General features: G+C 34.9%; 18 protein-coding genes. 11 read left to right on the top strand and 7 right to left on the bottom strand.

Going from position 1 to position 18885, the window contains the following annotated elements:
- Positions 1–330: 330 nt before the first annotated feature.
- Positions 331–600 (bottom strand): glutaredoxin 3, encoded by a 270-nt coding sequence (gene grxC / locus R2I74_RS00155; RefSeq protein WP_316353021.1) that lies wholly within the window; start codon positions 598–600, stop codon positions 331–333.
- Positions 601–709: 109 nt separating this feature from the next.
- Here grxC and uvrB point away from each other — a divergent pair, with 109 nt between their 5' ends.
- Positions 710–2695 carry an excinuclease ABC subunit UvrB gene (gene uvrB, locus R2I74_RS00160; RefSeq protein WP_316353023.1) on the top strand — a complete coding sequence of 662 codons (1986 nt, stop codon included), beginning with the start codon at positions 710–712 and terminating at the stop codon, positions 2693–2695.
- 342 nt (positions 2696–3037) lie between these two features.
- Here uvrB and R2I74_RS00165 read toward each other — a convergent pair whose 3' ends face one another.
- From R2I74_RS00165 to greA, 4 genes are all read right to left on the bottom strand, one after another.
- Complete coding sequence (locus tag R2I74_RS00165) at positions 3038–3535, bottom strand: hypothetical protein (RefSeq protein WP_316353025.1); 498 nt, start codon at positions 3533–3535, stop codon at positions 3038–3040.
- A gap of 248 nt (positions 3536–3783) precedes the next feature.
- Positions 3784–4656 (bottom strand): RNA polymerase sigma factor RpoH, encoded by an 873-nt coding sequence (gene rpoH, locus R2I74_RS00170; protein ID WP_316353029.1) that lies wholly within the window; start codon positions 4654–4656, stop codon positions 3784–3786.
- Positions 4657–4755: 99 nt separating this feature from the next.
- The gene (locus R2I74_RS00175) at positions 4756–5100 is read right to left on the bottom strand and encodes a hypothetical protein (RefSeq protein WP_316353031.1); all 345 of its coding nucleotides are present in this window, start codon (positions 5098–5100) and stop codon (positions 4756–4758) included.
- A 129-nt stretch (positions 5101–5229) separates the two neighbouring features.
- A complete protein-coding gene (gene greA, locus R2I74_RS00180) occupies positions 5230–5718 on the bottom strand; it encodes a transcription elongation factor GreA (RefSeq protein WP_316355224.1) in 489 nt (162 codons plus the stop codon).
- Between the two features lie 196 nt (positions 5719–5914).
- Between greA and R2I74_RS00185 the strand changes: the two genes are divergently transcribed.
- From R2I74_RS00185 to tgt, 10 genes are all read left to right on the top strand, one after another.
- Positions 5915–6529 (top strand): SEC59/DGK1/VTE5 family protein, encoded by a 615-nt coding sequence (locus R2I74_RS00185; protein WP_316353033.1) that lies wholly within the window; start codon positions 5915–5917, stop codon positions 6527–6529.
- A 3-nt stretch (positions 6530–6532) separates the two neighbouring features.
- On the top strand, positions 6533–8347 hold the full coding sequence (gene dnaG, locus R2I74_RS00190; RefSeq protein ID WP_316353035.1) for a DNA primase: 1815 nt from the start codon (positions 6533–6535) through the stop codon (positions 8345–8347).
- Positions 8348–8385: 38 nt separating this feature from the next.
- A complete protein-coding gene (rpoD, locus tag R2I74_RS00195; RefSeq protein WP_316353037.1) occupies positions 8386–10278 on the top strand; it encodes an RNA polymerase sigma factor RpoD in 1893 nt (630 codons plus the stop codon).
- Positions 10279–10282: 4 nt separating this feature from the next.
- Positions 10283–10900 carry a peptide deformylase gene (locus R2I74_RS00200; RefSeq protein ID WP_316353038.1) on the top strand — a complete coding sequence of 206 codons (618 nt, stop codon included), beginning with the start codon at positions 10283–10285 and terminating at the stop codon, positions 10898–10900.
- Positions 10900–11835 carry a uracil-DNA glycosylase family protein gene (locus R2I74_RS00205; RefSeq protein WP_316353039.1) on the top strand — a complete coding sequence of 312 codons (936 nt, stop codon included), beginning with the start codon at positions 10900–10902 and terminating at the stop codon, positions 11833–11835. Before R2I74_RS00200 ends, R2I74_RS00205 begins: the two co-directional genes overlap by 1 nt.
- 212 nt (positions 11836–12047) lie before the next feature.
- The gene (locus R2I74_RS00210) at positions 12048–13352 is read left to right on the top strand and encodes a citrate synthase (RefSeq protein WP_316353040.1); all 1305 of its coding nucleotides are present in this window, start codon (positions 12048–12050) and stop codon (positions 13350–13352) included.
- A 237-nt stretch (positions 13353–13589) separates the two neighbouring features.
- Positions 13590–14624, top strand: coding sequence for a tRNA preQ1(34) S-adenosylmethionine ribosyltransferase-isomerase QueA (queA, locus tag R2I74_RS00215; protein WP_316353042.1), 1035 nt, complete (start codon positions 13590–13592; stop codon positions 14622–14624).
- A 10-nt stretch (positions 14625–14634) separates the two neighbouring features.
- Positions 14635–15039, top strand: a complete 405-nt coding sequence (locus R2I74_RS00220) for an HI0074 family nucleotidyltransferase substrate-binding subunit (RefSeq protein ID WP_316353044.1) — start codon at positions 14635–14637, stop codon at positions 15037–15039.
- Positions 15026–15319: a nucleotidyltransferase family protein gene (locus R2I74_RS00225; RefSeq protein WP_316353045.1), complete on the top strand. Its 294-nt coding sequence runs from the start codon at positions 15026–15028 to the stop codon at positions 15317–15319. Before R2I74_RS00220 ends, R2I74_RS00225 begins: the two co-directional genes overlap by 14 nt.
- Before the next feature lies 1 nt (position 15320).
- The gene (gene tgt / locus R2I74_RS00230) at positions 15321–16412 is read left to right on the top strand and encodes a tRNA guanosine(34) transglycosylase Tgt (RefSeq protein ID WP_316353046.1); all 1092 of its coding nucleotides are present in this window, start codon (positions 15321–15323) and stop codon (positions 16410–16412) included.
- A 30-nt stretch (positions 16413–16442) separates the two neighbouring features.
- Here the strand turns inward: tgt and R2I74_RS00235 are convergent, their stop codons facing one another.
- Together R2I74_RS00235 and mtaB are read right to left on the bottom strand one after the other, a co-directional pair.
- On the bottom strand, positions 16443–17393 hold the full coding sequence (locus R2I74_RS00235; protein ID WP_316353048.1) for an NAD(P)H-dependent glycerol-3-phosphate dehydrogenase: 951 nt from the start codon (positions 17391–17393) through the stop codon (positions 16443–16445).
- Between the two features lie 71 nt (positions 17394–17464).
- On the bottom strand, positions 17465–18787 hold the full coding sequence (mtaB, locus tag R2I74_RS00240; protein WP_316353049.1) for a tRNA (N(6)-L-threonylcarbamoyladenosine(37)-C(2))-methylthiotransferase MtaB: 1323 nt from the start codon (positions 18785–18787) through the stop codon (positions 17465–17467).
- Between the last annotated feature and the right edge of the window lie 98 nt (positions 18788–18885).

Below are 18885 nucleotides of genomic sequence, written 5' to 3' on the forward strand. Positions count from 1 at the left end.
AGAAAAAACTCGGTGTGTCAATTAAATTGACTGGATTGCTTTGACCACTAACGTGGTCTTAGCTCAGACGAGCCTTACTTTAATTGACACAGTTCATTGAACACCCTCCTTTTTCAGAAGCCAAAATTATTTTTACTTAACCCCAGTTGCCAATTAAAACGGCAGAAAACATTTTAATGCATTTGGTTCAGCATATAATGAAGACTTTGTCGTGCTTGGTAATAGTTTGTTATGTGTGTGAATTAAGTATTGTTACACAACAATTACAACGAAGGTAGTACAAGTAGTCTACCGTCGTTGTGTAAGGCTAATAGTTCAGCGAGATTTTTCTTAAAATTTTAAATTATCATCTAACAGCTCTTGCAATCGACCTTCCTGTTCAAGAGCATATAAATCATCGCAACCACCTATATGTATATCATTAATAAAGATTTGTGGTACAGTTTTACGACCATCTGCTTGTTGAATCATTTTTTCTCTCAGCTGTTGATCATTTTCAATATTAATTTCTTCAAATTTAGCATTATTTCTTTTGAGTAAAGCTTTGGCTCTAAGACAATATGGGCATGATGAACTAGTGTAAATAACAATTTTTGACATAATAATTATTTATCCATTTTATAATTGATTTTATTAGGATAGAATATCTCTAGGTAATTAGGCTCGGATATTAGCGTGATTATTAAGTTTTTGGCAAGTAATAAAATTAATGGCTCAGTTTTTAATTAAATCAGATTATCAGCCTGCTGGTGATCAACCAGCAGCGATTCAGCAAATTGTTGAAGGTTTGGCATCTGGACAGAAATCACAAATGTTACTTGGTATTACTGGTTCAGGTAAAACTTTCACCATGGCTAATATCATTGCCCAGATGAATTGTCCAGCTTTAATTATGGCACATAACAAAACTCTGGCCGCCCAAATTTATTCAGAAATGAAAGAGTTGTTTCCAGATAATGCTGTTGAATATTTTGTTTCTTATTATGACTATTATCAACCAGAAGCTTACGTTGCACGCACTGACACTTATATTGAAAAAGATGCATCGATTAACGATACTATAGACTTGCTACGACACTCTGCTACTCGTTCTCTATTAGAAAGAAGAGATGTGATAGTAGTATCATCAGTATCATGTATATATGGCTTAGGTTCTCCTGAGCTTTATCACCAAATGGTAATAACCTTGAAGGTTGGTGATAGCTATTCTAGAAGCCAATTACTACTTGAGTTGATAAATTTGCAATATGAACGGAATGATATCGGTTTTGAGCGAGGAACGTTTAGAGTTAAAGGTGATAGTGTAGATATTTTTCCAGCTCATTATGCTGATAAGGCTTGGAGATTATCATTTTTTGCTAATGAACTTGAATATATCCATGAATTTGATCCTTTAACTGGTAATACTATTGCTAAGCTTGCTCAAGTGGTGGTTTATGCAAACTCTCACTTTATCACTTCACAAACAGTGATCAAAAAAGCAATTGGTGAAATTGAGATCGAATTACAGCTTCATTTACAATTTTTACACCAGCAAGGCAAATTATTGGAAGAACAGCGAGTGAAATCTCGTACCAACTATGATCTTGAAATGCTAATGGAAACTGGTAGCTGCAAAGGAATAGAGAATTATTCCAGATTTATGACTGGAAGATTGCCAGGTCAACCGCCGCCTACTTTGTTTGAATATTTACCTAAAGACGCTTTGTTATTTGTTGATGAGAGTCATGTGACGGTGCCGCAAGTCCGAGGAATGTATAATGGTGATCGAGCTAGAAAAGAAGCGTTAATTGAGCATGGGTTTCGTCTACCGTCAGCATTAGATAACCGGCCGCTAAAGTTTGATGAATGGCAAAATTTGCGCCCGCAAACTATTTTTGTATCGGCGACTCCAAGTGAATTTGAATTGCAGGAAACTAATGGTGTAATAGTAGAGCAAATTATTAGACCTACTGGTCTTTTAGATCCAGAATGTATTATCAGACCGGCAACCAATCAAGTTGAAGATTTACTTGAGGAAATCAGAGTTACTGTCAGTAGATCTTTACGAGTGTTAGTGACGACGCTGACTAAAAAAATGGCAGAAGACTTGACCAGTTATTTGCAAGAATTGGGACATAAGGTTGAATATTTACATTCAGAAATTCAAACTATGGAACGTATAGAAATAATAAAAGATTTAAGACAGGGTAATATTGATGTTATCGTCGGCATTAATTTACTTAGGGAGGGTTTGGATATACCGGAGTGTGGTTTAGTGGCAATCCTTGATGCTGATAAAGAAGGATTCTTACGTTCAGAAGTATCTTTAATTCAGACTATAGGTAGAGCGGCTCGTAATAGTGAGGGTAGGGTAGTATTATATGCTGATCGTATTACTAAATCGATTGCCAAAGCGGTAGCCGTAACTATGGAACGTAGATTGCTACAAGCAGAGTACAATCAAAAACACGGGATTATTCCTAAAACTATTAATCGCAAAATTTATGCGTTAACGGAATTTGATAAAGTGAGTAAAATTGTTAATATTGAACAGGATCGTGAATTATTTCGAGACCAAGGTAAATTAGGAGTATATATAGAAAAATTAAAGAAAGAGATGCGAGCTGCAGCCAGTAACTTAGAATTTGAAACTGCTGCAGCAATTAGAGATAAGATTAAATTATTGGAAGAAGCCGTATTAGAGCTAAGTTAAATTTTAAACGTTCACGGTTTTTAAAAAAGTCGTCTGAGCTGAGACTTTTAGCCGAAGCAATCCAGAAGATCTAGTGCAAAGAACTGGATTGCTTCAGAGCTAAAGCTCTTCGCAATGACGTTGGTCACCAGCTTTGTAAGTCCTATAGTGACGTTCAATTTTAAAAACCGTGAACAACGCTCACGTTAAACTTACACACTCACACTAAACTAAATGAGACAGTTTCCTCCCTCTTAAAACGCTATCACCTCGAATACTCCTTGGAACACAGCAGCTATAATGAACTGACAATGTGAGATGAATGCTTTTCTGTATAGGATAATTCCGCCAACAATTTGATACCTAACCAGCTTTATTCATAAAATTTTTGAACGCCTTAGACGTATGCATTCTATTAAAAGTTCCTAATACTGTTATATATCTTCCAGTTAGTTCTACTTCAACTTTTTTAGCTGAAGCTAAAAGCTGTAGTTGATCTGCAGTTAAATTAAATACCGCCTCCTCAATATGACCTTTATTCTCAATATTATAAGCCATTATTTTAGGTGGTTTTATCGGTTGTAACGTTATTATATTAGATTGATCGAGTAAAAATCTTATTGTTGATTTAGTCCCATTAAATATTATTTCATGATCTGGACTATTCCAACGTACATACAATAAATACTCACTAGATGGAGCTTTATGTTTTAATAAAAAATAGAAAGAAGCATTCTTATTGTCATGAAAGCTTAAATATATAGGCTCTGAGGTTGAATAACCACTAGTTAAACTTTTGTTGTAAGTAGTGGTAGTTTCTATAGCGCATCCAGATAGACACAATAATATCACACTTGTCAATAGACTTCTTCTGAAACTCATTCTGGCTGGTGATTTTGTCGTTGAAACTTGTCTTCGATCCTCACGTGCTTCTATGTACGCTGCGATCCTCGACTGCGTATCAAATAAAAATTCCTCAGCCATTTCTGAGTTTCGGAAGAAGTCTAATGCCTGTCTGTACTTATCTATTGACATGTAAATTCACCGTACTATTAGAAATCATAAAAGTTAATAATATTCAATAAGCCACATTTAATATAGCGTTTAAACTAACAAGCAACCTGATTTAAAACAAAATTCTGTATTTTTTCAAAAGCTTTATTTTCGATTTGTCTGACCCGCTCTTTTGAGATTTTGTATTTTATACTTAAATCATCAAGAGTTGTTGGAGAATCTTGTAACTTACGCTCAGTCAATATCTGCAGCTCGCGTTCATTCAGAATGGCCATAGCTTGAGTTAATACTTTGCGCTTACGTCGTAATTCTTCTTGGTTAATTAAAGATACTTCCTGTGTAGGCCTAGTTTCTGGTAAAAATTCCAGTAATTCAGTTGTAGAATCTTCACTATTTATATAGCTATTTAAAGAAATGTCTCCACCAGATAAACGGATATTCATTTCTGCAACTTCATTAGTACTTACTCCTAACTCTCGTGCAATTTGCGGGAAATCCTGCTCGGTTACCATACGCGAATACATATTGGTAATTTTATTTTTAACTTTGTTTAAAGAAAAAAACAGTTTTTTCTGCGCAGCAGTAGTACCGATTTTAACTAATGACCATGACTTTAAAATATATTCCTGGATAGAAGCCTTAATCCACCACATAGCATAGGTCGATAATCTAAAACCTAAATCCGGGTTATATTTTTTTATAGCCTGCATTAACCCAAGATTACCTTCAGAAACAAGCTCAGTGATTGGTAAACCATAGTTTCGGTAATTAATTGCAATTTTAGCTACTAATTTTAAATGACTAGTTACCAATTTTTGCGCAGCCCTAAGATCATGCTCTTCCAAGTAAGCTTTGGCCAGCAAGAATTCTTCCTCCATCGTCAAAGACGGTATATTATTGATCTCTTGTAGATATTTATAAAAACCAGTGTCATTAGATATTAATGATACATTTTTCTTGTTTGCCATTTTTTAAACCTCATTCATACCGCAATTTATATTATATAATTTTATATTATAAATAATTATCATACAGCAATTTTTCAAGAGTTGAGCGCAGAACTCAAATTAACTATTATCATTGCTTATATCATCAGTGCTTATAGCTGAAGCACCTACAATCTCAGTATCAGTAGTAGTATAAGTCTGGGGATCATCAGGATTAAAACTAGCAGCTTTTCTCATATTTGCAACATTAACAACCTCTTGCTCTAGTTTGGCTAGTACTGGCGCTGAAGCTGATGTTGATGAATACCACAGAGTCGCATTTTGATCGCCTAAATTCATCTCTGATCTGCTAATTTCTTGCTTGTAACTTTCCCACTCACTTTTACGACCGTCACAATCACAGCACACATCAATGCTGCTAGCCAACCATCCCCAAAAAGACCACTGCTTCTGACCATATTTCATAATATACCTAACAAATTAACTTAACAATAAACAAATATTATCAAATTAATTATTAATTATATTTTAGCTATTTTCAAGATATATCCAGATATATATTTTTTATTTTAGAATCTCATTACACTTTAATCACTAAATCTCTAGATCCCGGTATTGCACAGCTACTACCTCATATGATTTAGCGCCTTTAGGAGTTGTAACCTCAACTATATCCCCAACTGCCTTACCAATAAGTGCTCTCGCTATAGGTGAAGCGATGGAAATCATTTTTTTGGTGATATCCGCCTCATATTCACCAACAATATGGTATAATACTTTCTCTTCAGTTTCATCATCTATCAATTGTATGGTAGCTCCAAATTTGATCGTGTCACCTGAAAGCTTGGTAATATCAATGATCTCTGCTCTCGCAATCTTATCTTCAAGATCTATAATACGCCCTTCAACAAAGCTTTGCTTTTCTCGTGCAGCATGATATTCCGCATTTTCAGATAAATCACCGAATTCTCGCGCAACAGCTATTTCTGCAATAATTTTATGACGCTCAGTATGCTTAAGGTATTTGATTTCTTGCTCTAATTTTTCAAAGCCTTTTTTGGTAATCGGAAACTTTACCATAATAATTTCTTGTTTACGTTAAGCATTAAAGTATACTGTATAGCAAGGCATTTTGTCAAATTTACAATTATGCTCTGTAAACATTTTCTATGTAATGGTCGATTTTTTCGTTATTTTCGCTCATTACAAGACAATAAACCAAGTTTGGATTTGAATAAAAGCCCATATAACATTGTATTTATTTTTTTATTTACTCATGATGACCACAGCAAACTTTCACTTTGAATCACAACGTAAAATATTTCATAGCTATAGTATAATATTTCCGTTGATTTATTTATTTATGCCAAAAATATATATGGTAATATTTTTGTTCATATTTTTAGTTCCAACAATATATATTGATTTTAATAGACATCATCGTTTAGATATCCGAAATTTTGTTGATAGATTTTTTGGTAAATTTATCAGAGCTAGCGAAGCACACGGCACTTTTAAATTAAGCGGCGCCAGCTTCATGATTGCTGGATTTTTTATTACCGCCTTATTATTTGTCAAACCATTGGCGATTACTTCTTGGTTAATTCTAATAATCTCTGATTCATTGGCGGCATTGGTGGGTATCAAGATTGGCACTGTAAACGAAACTGGTAAATCGAAAGAAGGGTCGATAGCTTTCTTGAGCTCTGCTATACTAATTAGTATAGTGTGCTATGTTTTTATTGGCTATGACACTAATTTTTTTATAATAATAATTAGCTGTATCTGCGCTACTTTGAGCGAATATTATGCTAAAAAAATTAATATCAATGACAATTTATTAATTCCTTTAGTATATTCTTTATCTACTAGCATCTTGCTTTTGATCATATAATTTATGAACATCCCAATAGAATTTTACGATCTATTACGAAACCGGATTAATTTATCGGATATCGTCAGTACAGTTGTATCTTTACAAAAAAGATCAGGTGAATATACAGGACTTTGTCCTTTTCACACAGAGAAATCACCATCATTTACGATTAATAATGCAAAAAGATTTTATCATTGCTTTGGTTGCAATGCTCACGGAGACGTAATTAAGTTTGTTAGTAATATTAGTGGCCTATCCTATAAAGAGTCGGCCATCAAGCTCGCCAAGGATTACGGCATCGACTTACCAAAATTAAATCCAGAGCAAGCAAAATTATATGAAGAATCAGAACAAATAATAGATGTACTTGAACTAGCAACCAATTTTTTTAAAGCAAATCTTAATAATGAGGTGATAAATTATCTAACAACGCGCAAGATAACTACAAGCGCAATTCAACAGTTTAATTTAGGATTTGCACCTACCGGTCGCGAGCTACAAAAATTCTTTGCTAGTAAATCGATTCCATTAATGATGCTTGAGAGTGCTGGATTAATAGTTAAAAAAGATAATGGTAATATTTATGATGTTTTCCGTAATCGTATTATTTTTCCAATCAAGAATATTTATAATAGAGTAATTGGTTTTGGCGGACGAGTTATTGATGATAGTATGCCTAAATACTTAAACTCTCCTGAAACTATTGTCTTCAAGAAAAGTGAGGTGCTTTACGGAGAAAATACCGCACTCCCAGTAGCTAACAAAAAAAATTATGTAATCCTAGTCGAAGGGTATCTCGATGTGATAGCCTTAAATATTGCTGGATTTCAAGAGGTAGTTGCAACGCTGGGCACAGCTGTTACTGCAACACATATCCATAAATTATGGAATATGAGTGATGAGATAGTAGTCTGTCTGGATGGGGATAATGCTGGTCGCCAAGCAACACTAAGATTGATCAATATGATTTTACCTTCTATAACTACCGACAAAAAAATATCATTTATCCAATTGCCCGAAGGTACTGATCCAGATAATATTATTGGTCGCCATCAGGGCAATTTATTTTTTCAGGAACTTCTGGATGCTAGACGCAATTTATCAGAAGTGATATGGGATATAGAATATAGCGGTCAAAATTTTACTACCGCCGAAGCACGAGCTAGTTTAGAAGCAAAACTCGAACATTATTCACAACAAATTAAAGATCGTAGTTTAAGCAGTAATTACCATAGATTTTTTAAAGATCAGCTATGGTCCAATTTAATTAAGCGCCAAAAAAATCCACTTAAAGACTATCGTCAAACCAAAAACCAACAGCAGAATTTATCATTGTTAAACCAAGCTCACAATTACTCAGAAACAGAAATATTAGAGCATGCACTTTGCGCAATATTACTGAGATTTCCAGCTATCTTGCAGCATGAAATCTCTAGAAATTCTTTGCTACATTTAGAATTTAACATTCTAAAATTAAAAGATTTTGTAGAATGGTTACTCACAACATCATCTGTTACTACCAATCTGCTACAGGAAAATATTGAACAAATTGTAAAAAATACTGGATTCTATGACACTTATCTTCTACTATCAAAGTCAAATGGTATTTTTTCAAATTTGCTAGAATTCGAAGACAAAACTAAAGAAGTAAATTATCTCCTATTATGGGAACTATTGTGTAAAAAACACCAATTATTATTGCTAAAAACAGAATATATTTCCGTATTACAAAGTGGCTCCGATGATGCTTTAAAAAAAGCATCACTATACCAAGCAGAGATTTTACGAACTTCCCAAGAACTCCAACAATTAAATTCTTCTTTTTCTAATCGTTAGAAAATATAGTTGTATACAAGATGTAAAGGCCATAAAACATGACTGAAACAAAAACACCAGATAATTCAAATAAAAAAAATAAAAACCTGGCTAATTATGATGAGTTAAATAAACCTATTGCAAATACTAATTTGTCAATAGATGACCTGGAAAAAGCTATTTCAAAATTCTCTGATGCTGGCATTGATATTATTGAGGATGATGATGACGATATCAAGCTTGATATTAATATTGATGAAGAGTTAAGATTTTCTAGCAGTACTCCTATTGAACAAGAGTTGGAAGAAGAGCAAGAAGAAGAAGTTTTAGGCGTTACTGATGATCCGGTACGCTTATACTTGAGGGATATGGGTGGAGTTGAGTTATTATCCCGTGAAAACGAAGTGGAAATAGCTAAAAAGATCGAAGAAGGCAAAGAAATTATGATTAAATCTCTTTGCGAAAGTCCAGTTTCGATGAGGTTTTTCATTAAATGGTATGAAGATTTAGTGAATGAAAAATTAATGCTAAGAGATCTAATTGATCTGGAAGCAAATGCAGCGCATGAAAATGAGACTGACAGTGAGTTAAAGGCAAGCAGTACGACAGTACTTGATATTGAATCGGAAGAAACAGAAGAATTGGAAGAAGATAGCAATAATTTATCAATTGCTGCCCTGGAACTACAATTGTTACCGATCATCACCGATCGTATGGAGCGGATAGCGCATCTTGCAGAAGAATTATTATTGGACGGTAAAAAATATTATGCCAGTGCTAATCAGCAGAAGCCACTCCATAGCAATAAAAAATATGCCAAAAATCTGGAGTTGATTATTCATGAAATTTCTGAAATGCGTTTTCATATTAAACGTACCGATGAAATTTTAAATGAAATGTATAGTGTTAACAGAGAATTAATTAGCCAAGAATCTGCGCTGTTGAAACTTGCAGAAAAATATGGCATTAATCGTCAAAGCTTCTTGAATGAATATAAAGGTTCCTCTATTGATGAGCTGCTCAAGCAAAAAATACAAAACAACAAGGATAAATTATGGGCAGAATTTATAATTAAAGAAACAGTAATCATTGACAATATGATTACTGTTTTAACAGATATGGCACAAAAAATTGGCTTGCCTATTACTGAATTCAAACATCTAGTGAATACGATTCAGAAAGGAGAAAGACAAGCAGAAAGAGCTAAAAAAGAAATGGTCGAGGCTAATTTACGTTTGGTGATTTCAATTGCCAAAAAATATGCCAATCGCGGGTTACAATTTTTAGACTTGATCCAGGAAGGCAATATTGGTTTAATGAAAGCCGTAGATAAATTTGAATATCGTCGTGGATATAAATTCTCTACCTATGCTACCTGGTGGATCAGACAAGCGATTACCAGATCCATAGCTGACCAGGCAAGAACGATCCGTATTCCTGTTCATATGATCGAAACCATTAATAAAATTATTCGTACCTCAAGACAAATGTTAAATGAACTTGGTCATGAACCTACACCGCCGGAAATTGCCGCTCGTCTTTCAATTCCTGTAGAAAAAGTACGTAAGGTAATGAAGATCGCCAAAGAGCCGGTAAGTCTAGAAAATCCAGTTGGAGATGAAGATGGTAGTTATCTTGGTGATTTTATTGAAGATAAAAACGCAGTACTGCCAATTGATGCAGCAATTCAGTCAAATTTGCGTGAAATTACCACCAGAATATTATCAAGCCTTACCCCACGCGAAGAGCGTGTCCTTAGAATGCGTTTTGGCATCGGCATGAATAGTGACCATACATTAGAAGAAGTTGGTCAGCAATTTAATGTTACCAGAGAACGTATAAGACAAATTGAAGCTAAAGCTTTGCGTAAATTAAGACATCCAACCAGATCTAAAAAATTGCGTAGTTTTTTGAGTAGCAATAACAAACAGCAACATAATATTTCTGAATAAGTTTATGACCGAAAATAATTTGAACCTATCTTATTTACCGGAATATATAGTAGCAGATCCAAAATCAAATATCGCTCCTGTTGTGCTTAGGACAGTTGCTGAACAGGTTTCATTTCCTTTGTCTCAAAGTGATCTTGAACACTTGTCTGTACTGATACAAAAATTTGATCATGAGCAGAACTGCGTTGGTCTTGCGGCTCCACAAATAGGTATTGCTAAACGAATTATTATATTTGCAGTGCCTGATGATCCGGAGCTAAAATTACGTCGTCCGGATTTAACAGACTCCATGCCGAAAACTGTCTGGATTAACCCTGAGTATACTCCACTAGATGATGAGATGCATGAAGATTATGAAGGATGTTTTTCAGTACCAAATATTATTGGATTTGTAAAACGCTATAAATCTATTTCATATTCTGCTTATGATCTCAATGGTCTAGCTATAGTTGGTACAGCCAACGGGTTTTTAGCGCGCGTGATACAGCATGAAATTGATCATTTAAATGGTAAATTATTTACAGATTATCTACCGTCACTAGATAGCGCATTAACCGTGGAAGAATACCGCGCTCTTCGTGCTTATAATAAAAATAATTCTGATCCTGATTTAATTGATTAATGTCTAGAACGCTTGAACAAAAAATACAACATCTATATTGGCTAAAATCTATTGGCATTGATTATTATTGTTCTGAAACTATTGTTACTCATAGTAATTCCAGCACAAAAAACCTTGATAACGATAACATGACGGCTTTACAACCATCATCGCCAACAACCAAAGAGAGTGCAGCGATCCAGGTAGCAACTACAAACGCTCGTATTAACACTGGATTATCACGGTCTTTAACGAGCCCTCGCAATGACGTTGTTCCTGAATCTTTGTTACAACATGCAAAAACGACAGAGAGCACTCCCAGAAACGCAGAACAAGCTGCGCGGCATATAGCTAATTCAGTAACTACTCTAGAAGAATTAAAGCAATCAGTACTTAATTTTGAAGGTTGTACATTAAAAGGCTTTGCAACTAACACTGTATTTGCTGACGGCAATCCAAACTCCCAAATAATGTTTATCGGTGAAGCGCCAGGCGCCACTGAAGATCAGAAAGGCATACCGTTTTGTGGTGAAAGTGGCAAATTACTAGATAATATGCTGGCTTGTATAGGAATTTCCAGAGCTGTAAATGCCTATATCACTAATACTATTTTCTGGCGTCCTCCGGCAAATCGTGAGCCAACACCAGAAGAAATCAGTATCTGCAAGCCTTTTGTTGAGAAACATATAGCACTAATCAATCCCAAACTGATAGTATTAGTGGGTAGTACAGCTGCTACCAGCTTGCTTGGTAAGCATGCTGGAATTAGCAAAATTAGACAGGAATATTACTCATATACTAATCAGTATTTACAAAAACCAATTGCTACTACCGCTATTTTTCATCCGGCTTATTTACTTAGACAACCGATGCAGAAAAAAACTACTTGGTACGATCTAATTAAGATACAACAATTCATTGCAGAAAATAGACTTCTCTCACAAACCTATTTATGATGAGGAATTTTTAGGAGATATACAGGTGGGGGCGGCAAGCAGTATTATAGAAATATGTGAGGAGCCGGAGCTTGCGTTTCAACAACAAAATTACCATCAGAAATTGAGTTTGTGAGGAAGTCTAATATCAAATAACGTTATTTCTTTTGCATATATATACTAAACATGGTTAGAATTTAAATTTGAGAACTTAGGTTAACAAGGAGCGCACCATGACAGATACAAAAGTACCGGAATCCGCCGAATTAAAGATAGGTGATAAAATCGTACAATTACCGATAAAACAAGCGACCATTGGACAGAATGTAATTGATGTCAGTCAATTATATGCTAAAACTGGTTATTTTACATATGATCCAGGCTTTATGTCAACCGCATCCTGTGATTCTACGATAACCTATATTGATGGAGATCTTGGAATACTGAGACATAGAGGTTATGAAATCAAGGATCTTGCTGAGAATAGTAATTTTTTAGAAGTGTCTTACTTACTATTAAACGGCGAGTTACCAAACCAGTCGCAATATAAAAATTTTTCCAACCAACTATTACATCATTCATTAGTTAATGAGCAATTGCGTAATTTATTTAGGGCATTTCGTCACTCAGCCCATCCAATGGCGATAACGCTTGCTGCTGTTGGTTCATTATCTGCATTCTATCATGACGTACTGGATGTGGATGATAAAGAAGAGCGTGAAATGGGAGCAATCAGAATGATTGCCAAAATGCCGACCATTGCTGCAATGGCTTACAAATATTCTATTGGCCAACCATTTATCTATCCCAATAATAATATGAGTTTTGCCGAGAATTTTCTGCATATGATGTTTGCGACTCCTTGTGAAGAATATAAAGTAAATCCAGTTTTGAGCAAAGCGCTGGAAAAAATATTTATTTTACACGCGGATCACGAACAAAACGCCTCAACCTCTACTGTTCGTTTGGCTGGCTCATCAGAAGCCAATCCTTTTGCATGCATTAGCGCTGGAATCGCTTCATTATGGGGACCGGCGCATGGTGGGGCTAATGAAGCAGTAATTAATATGTTGCTGGAAATTCGTTCTTTAGAGCGAATTCCTGAGTTTATTAAACGCGCAAAAGATAAGAATGATTCATTTAGGTTGATGGGCTTTGGCCATCGTGTATATAAAAATTATGACCCAAGAGCAGCCGTATTAAGAGAAACTTGTCGAGAAGTATTAGGAGAACTTGGACAATTGCAAAATAACCCATTGATGCAAATAGCGATTGAATTAGAAAAAATTGCGCTTAGCGATGAATATTTTATTGAACGCAAATTATACCCAAATGTTGATTTTTACTCAGGTATTATTTATCAGGCAATGAATATTCCTCCTCAAATGTTTACCGTATTATTTGCAGTGGCTCGTACTGCAGGCTGGATGGCTCAGTGGAAAGAGATGCAGGAAGATCCAAATCAACGTATTAGCAGACCAAGACAATTATATACTGGTCATGTCAAAAGAGAGTATGTATCATTATCACAGCGTTAAAAGTGTCGTCTTGCTTGGGAGATGCAGTCGATAAAGCAATAATGCTTGTAAAACTGAGAGTGTTCAGTGAACCATATGCGTCAAAGAGACGAGGCAATCCAGTTAAACGTTTTATTTCCTGGATTGCTTCGACTTCGTTTCGCAATGACGTAGATAGCGGCTCGCAATAACGGTTCATATCGTCTCCTCTCCTCAACTTGAAGCATATGGTTATTGAACACTCTACTTTTTATTCAAATGAAATTATCAGATTTTGATTTCCACCTACCAGCAAACATCATAGCACAATACCCTACAAGCAAACGAGATCATTCACAACTTTTAGTTATTCCTCCTGATAATAAAGATTTTATAAAAACTGAATTTTATAATTTAATAAATTATTTATTGCCAGGAGATGTAATAGTATTTAACAATAGTAAGGTTATTAAAGCTAAATTAATTTTATTTAAACAGGATAAGAAAATCATATGCAACCTTAATAAACCTATTGCTGACAATTGTTGGCATGGTTTTGTAAGACCAGCACGCAAACTATGTGAAGGAGATGAGTTTAAATTTGATGACCACAAAGTGGTCATCAGCAAGAAACTGGCAATGGGTGAAGTTGAAATACAATTTATCCTAAATAACATTTCGGTTTTTGAGTTTCTAGAGCAGTATGGACATCTACCATTACCACAATATATCAAAAGGGAAGCTGTCGATATTAGTGATGAACATAGATATCAAACTATATATCATCATGTTCCAGGATCAGTAGCAGCGCCTACTGCAGGTTTGCATTTTACCGATGAACTGCTGGCACAAATTAAAGACAAATCCATAGAAACTGCTTTCGTAACCCTGCATGTGGGGGCTGGAACGTTCTTACCAGTCAAAACCGAAAATATCCTTGATCATAAAATGCATGCTGAATATTATCATATCGATCCTATAACTGCTCAAATAATAAATGACGCAAAGGCAGAAAAAAGACGTATTATTGCCGTTGGTACTACTACTGTACGTACTTTGGAAAGCAGCGCAAAAAATGGTTTAATTCATGGCTATGGTGAAACGGACATATTTATTACTCCAGGATTTCAGTTTCAAATCGTAGATTTGCTGATTAGTAATTTTCATTTACCAAAATCTACTTTATTAATGTTAGTATCAGCCTTTGCCGGTTATGATAAAATACGCGCGAGTTATCAATATGCAATTAATGAAAAAATGCGCTTTTTTAGTTATGGTGATGCAAGTTTATTATATTTAAATAAATCTTATTAATAGGCAAAATATGAGTTACTTGGTTAATGGTGTTGATATCGAGAATTTCCTTAACGCTCGGAAAGTATTTGAAGATTTTAGAAAAAATATGGTTACAGATCGGGACAAAGCCGGAGCAATTCAGGCTTTTGAATTCTGTTATGAACTCGCTTGGAAAATCATGAAGCGTATATTGGAAAATCCTGATAAAAGCCTTTATTATAAAAAAGCAATATTTCGTGAAGCAGCAGTTGCCGGTTTAATTTCTGATCCAAGAATCTGGTTTGAATTTATTGAGATAAGAAATATTACTGTACATACTTATAATAAAGATAATGTAGAGGCAGTAATCGCAATTTTTGATGATTTTTCTAAAGCTTTGGAGGAACTAGCATTCAATTTGAAAGAGCTAGGAAACAAAAATGATCTATCTTGATCCAGAAGATTTAATGATCTTGAAATCTATTTTACAAAAATATCCTTATACATTTTATGCTTATGGCTCTAGAGTAAAAGGTACTCACAGAAAATTTTCTGATCTTGATTTATGTATCATCGAAGATGTAGATGATAGAGCAGCAATATTTGAGCTGAAAGAAGAGCTAGAAGAATCTAATTTATCGATAAAAGTTGACATAAAACGATATTGGCATGATATGAATGATGATTTTCGCTCATTAATTCAAAAAGACCTGGTACTGGTACAAACAAAATAATATGGAAAAAACCAAATTTACTTTTCAACTATTAAATCAACATAAAAAAGCGAGACTAGGGTTAATAAATACCGCTCACGGAGAGATTCGAACCCCAGCCTTTATGCCAGTGGGTACTAGAGGTACGGTAAAAGCAATGTTACCCGAATCTGTAAAAAGCACTGGTGCAGATATTATACTTGGTAATACCTACCACCTGATGTTAAGGCCTGGTGCAGAGCGTATAGCCAAGCTTGGCGGTTTACACAAATTTATGAATTGGCCACATCCTATTCTAACAGACTCTGGTGGTTTTCAAGTAATGTCTTTATCAAATTTGCGTAAAATTTCTGAAGAAGGAGTAACATTTAATTCACATATTGATGGTAGTAAACATCTACTAACTCCAGAACGAGCTACTGAAATTCAACTTTTATTAGATAGCACCATAAGTATGGCTTTCGATGAATGTACCCCTTACCCAGTTAGTTTTGACCAAGCACAATTATCAATGGAACTAACTTCAAGATGGGCCGAGCGCTCTCGAAATGCATTCATAGCTAAATCAGGATATGCGCAGTTCGGGATTGTACAAGGTAGTATTTACCAAGATTTACGAGAAAAATCAGCTAGTGATTTACAACAACTAGATTTTGAAGGATACGCTATTGGTGGACTTGCAGTAGGAGAAGGTCAAGATCTAATGTTTGAGATACTGAACTATGCTCCGGATTTACTACCAGCTAATAAGCCACGATATTTAATGGGAGTTGGAAAACCTGCGGATATTATTGGAGCAGTAAAACGTGGTGTTGATATGTTTGATTGCGTTATACCAACTCGCTCAGGTCGTAACGGTCAAGCGTTTACCAAAGGCGGTACCATAAACATACGTAATAGTATACATGCAGAAGATGATACTCCTCTGGAGCATGATTGCTTATGTCCAACCTGCCAGAATTATACAAGAGCTTACTTACATCATTTAGTCAAAGTAAATGAAATATTGGGAGCGATGTTGATGACCTGGCATAATCTGTTTTATTTTCAAGATTTAATGAGCAGAATTAGGTCTTATATTAAAGCTGGAAAAGATTTTGACTTTATTAGCTAATGGTCTGATTATTTGGTAATAACTAACTCTTTATTCAGATAATTTTAGTGCTTGAGCTACAGAAGTAATTACCGGTAAATCTACACCACATTTATTTGCCAATTTAGTAATTAATTTTACTGATTCAGCCCCTTCAACCAAATATGGATAGTTTTTTAAGAATCCATTTATATCATGTCCTGATTGATGGTACAGTTCATATCCAAACTTAGTATTACGTGAAGTCTTAGAGTAGCAAGTAAGTACAAGATCACCTAATACACCAGGTTGTAGTAATGTTTCAGCTTTGCCGCCAAGTGCTTGCGATAACACCGCAATTTCTTGCAGACCTTGGGTAATCAACCAAGCTTTTGCGTTTCTCTTATAACCCATTGCGTCAAAAATACCGCTTTTAATAGCAATAATATTTTTTATAGCTCCCGCAATCTGCACAGTAATAATATCCGCCGTAATACTAGTAACCAAATTCTTTGATTCTACGCTTGCTGCAATTTTTTCTGCTAATTTAATATCTTCGCAAGCAATTGTTATTGAAGTCAATAAATCTTGCACGACTTCAGAGGCAAAATTAGGGCCAGCAATAAAAGCTATTCTATTGGGTAATAAAGATTTTATTTTTTCAGACAATAGTTGTACCGGCTCACCAACAACACCTTTTGTTGCAATTAATAATACGGTATCTGCTGATATTTCTATGTCCCTTAAAGCATTGATAGTCTGAATAATAGCAGTAGATGGTACTGCTATTATTATTACTTCTTGATCTTTTAGAACCGACACTTGATTAGAAGGTAAAATATTATCAGCTAATTTTACTGTCCCAAAATATTTACTATTAGTGCGATGTTGTAATATTTCTTTAATAACTTCTGGATCACGTAAGTATAAATCTACTTGCTTAGTTACTTTAGACACAGCACAAGCTAAAGCTGTACCCCAGCTACCACCACCATATATTGCAAAATGCTGAAACTTATTCATTAGACCTCTTTCAAAACTCTACTTCTGTAGCCAATTTGTACTTTGAGCCGGTACTCAAATCTGAAGCAAAATCAGAGTACGCTCCGGTTTTGCGCATCCTCGCCTCCTTCAAATTTACTCACTTCGCTGAGTTTTGAAAGAGGTCTAGCAACCTTGGCCATCATATGGGTTTCATTAAAATCTGTTAATTGAGCTGCAATAATCATTCCAGATCCATAATTTCCATCTAACTTCACCGGAATAAAATTTTCAGTATGTGCCATCTGTTTATTTTCACATAATAGCTCTACATGTTGATGCAAGTGCTTTTGAAAAAATTTGTGCAACTGTTGTTCCCCTGAGTCTCGTAAGATTGCAGCTCTGGTTTTTATAATATCTACTGGTATCTGAGGCATTTTTGCCGCCGGAGTTCCATCACGTACAGAATAAGGAAAAATATGTAAATATTGTAAATCGGCATCAATTATCAACTTTCTGGTATTTTCAAACATTTCGTCAGTTTCAGTAGGAAATCCGGCAATAATGTCAGCACCAAACGATACATTACTACGCACCGCACGTAACTTATGACAAAATTCAATTACTTGCTGACGATCATGCCTACGTTTCATCCGTTTCAAGATCATATCATCTCCTGCCTGCAAGCTAATATGAAAATGCGGCATTAATCTTAAAAAATGCGCCATAATTTCAAATAATTCGTCATCAATCTCGGCAACATCAATCGATGATAATCGTAGTCTAGGTAGCTCCGGCACAAGATTAAACACCCGTTTAATCATCTGCGCTAAGGTAGGACAACCTGGTAAATCAGCGCCATAAGCAGTAATATCAACTCCAGTAAACACTACTTCATTATAGCCCAACTCAACTAAATGCCGAATTTGTTCTACAATTACCCCGATAGGAACAGAACGACTATTGCCTCTGGCAAACGGAATAATACAGAATGTACAACGATGATTGCAGCCATTCTGTATTTGTAAAAAAGCCCTGGCCTTACCATCAAAGTGGCTTATCAGATGATTGGCAGTCTCCTTGATTTGCATAATATCATCAACAACTACTCTATCATCATTGAACTGATAATATATGTGTGACAATTTTTCCTGATTACCAATTACTTTATCTACTTCTACCATATTAGCAAATGCTTGCGGGTTATTTTGCACCGCACAACCTGTTACTATTATTCTAACTTCAGGATTATTCTTTTTTGCCTTACGAATAGCTTGACGAGCCTGCTTTTCCGCTTCTTTGGTGACAGTACAAGTATTAAATACCATTACATTATCAAGATTTGCCAACTGCAAGTTTTTCTTAATCACTTCACTCTCGAAAATATTTAATCGACAGCCGAATGTCACTACTTCAGTTAATCTATCTTGGGTCATAATTAAATTGTCTAAAAAAATCTGTTGATTATATACTTTAAGTATATATATGATATTTTGTATGTAATATATATAAAATATATATAATAAATGGTGCC

This window comes from Candidatus Trichorickettsia mobilis, from assembly GCF_963422225.1.
GTDB lineage: Bacteria > Pseudomonadota > Alphaproteobacteria > Rickettsiales > Rickettsiaceae > Trichorickettsia > Trichorickettsia mobilis_B.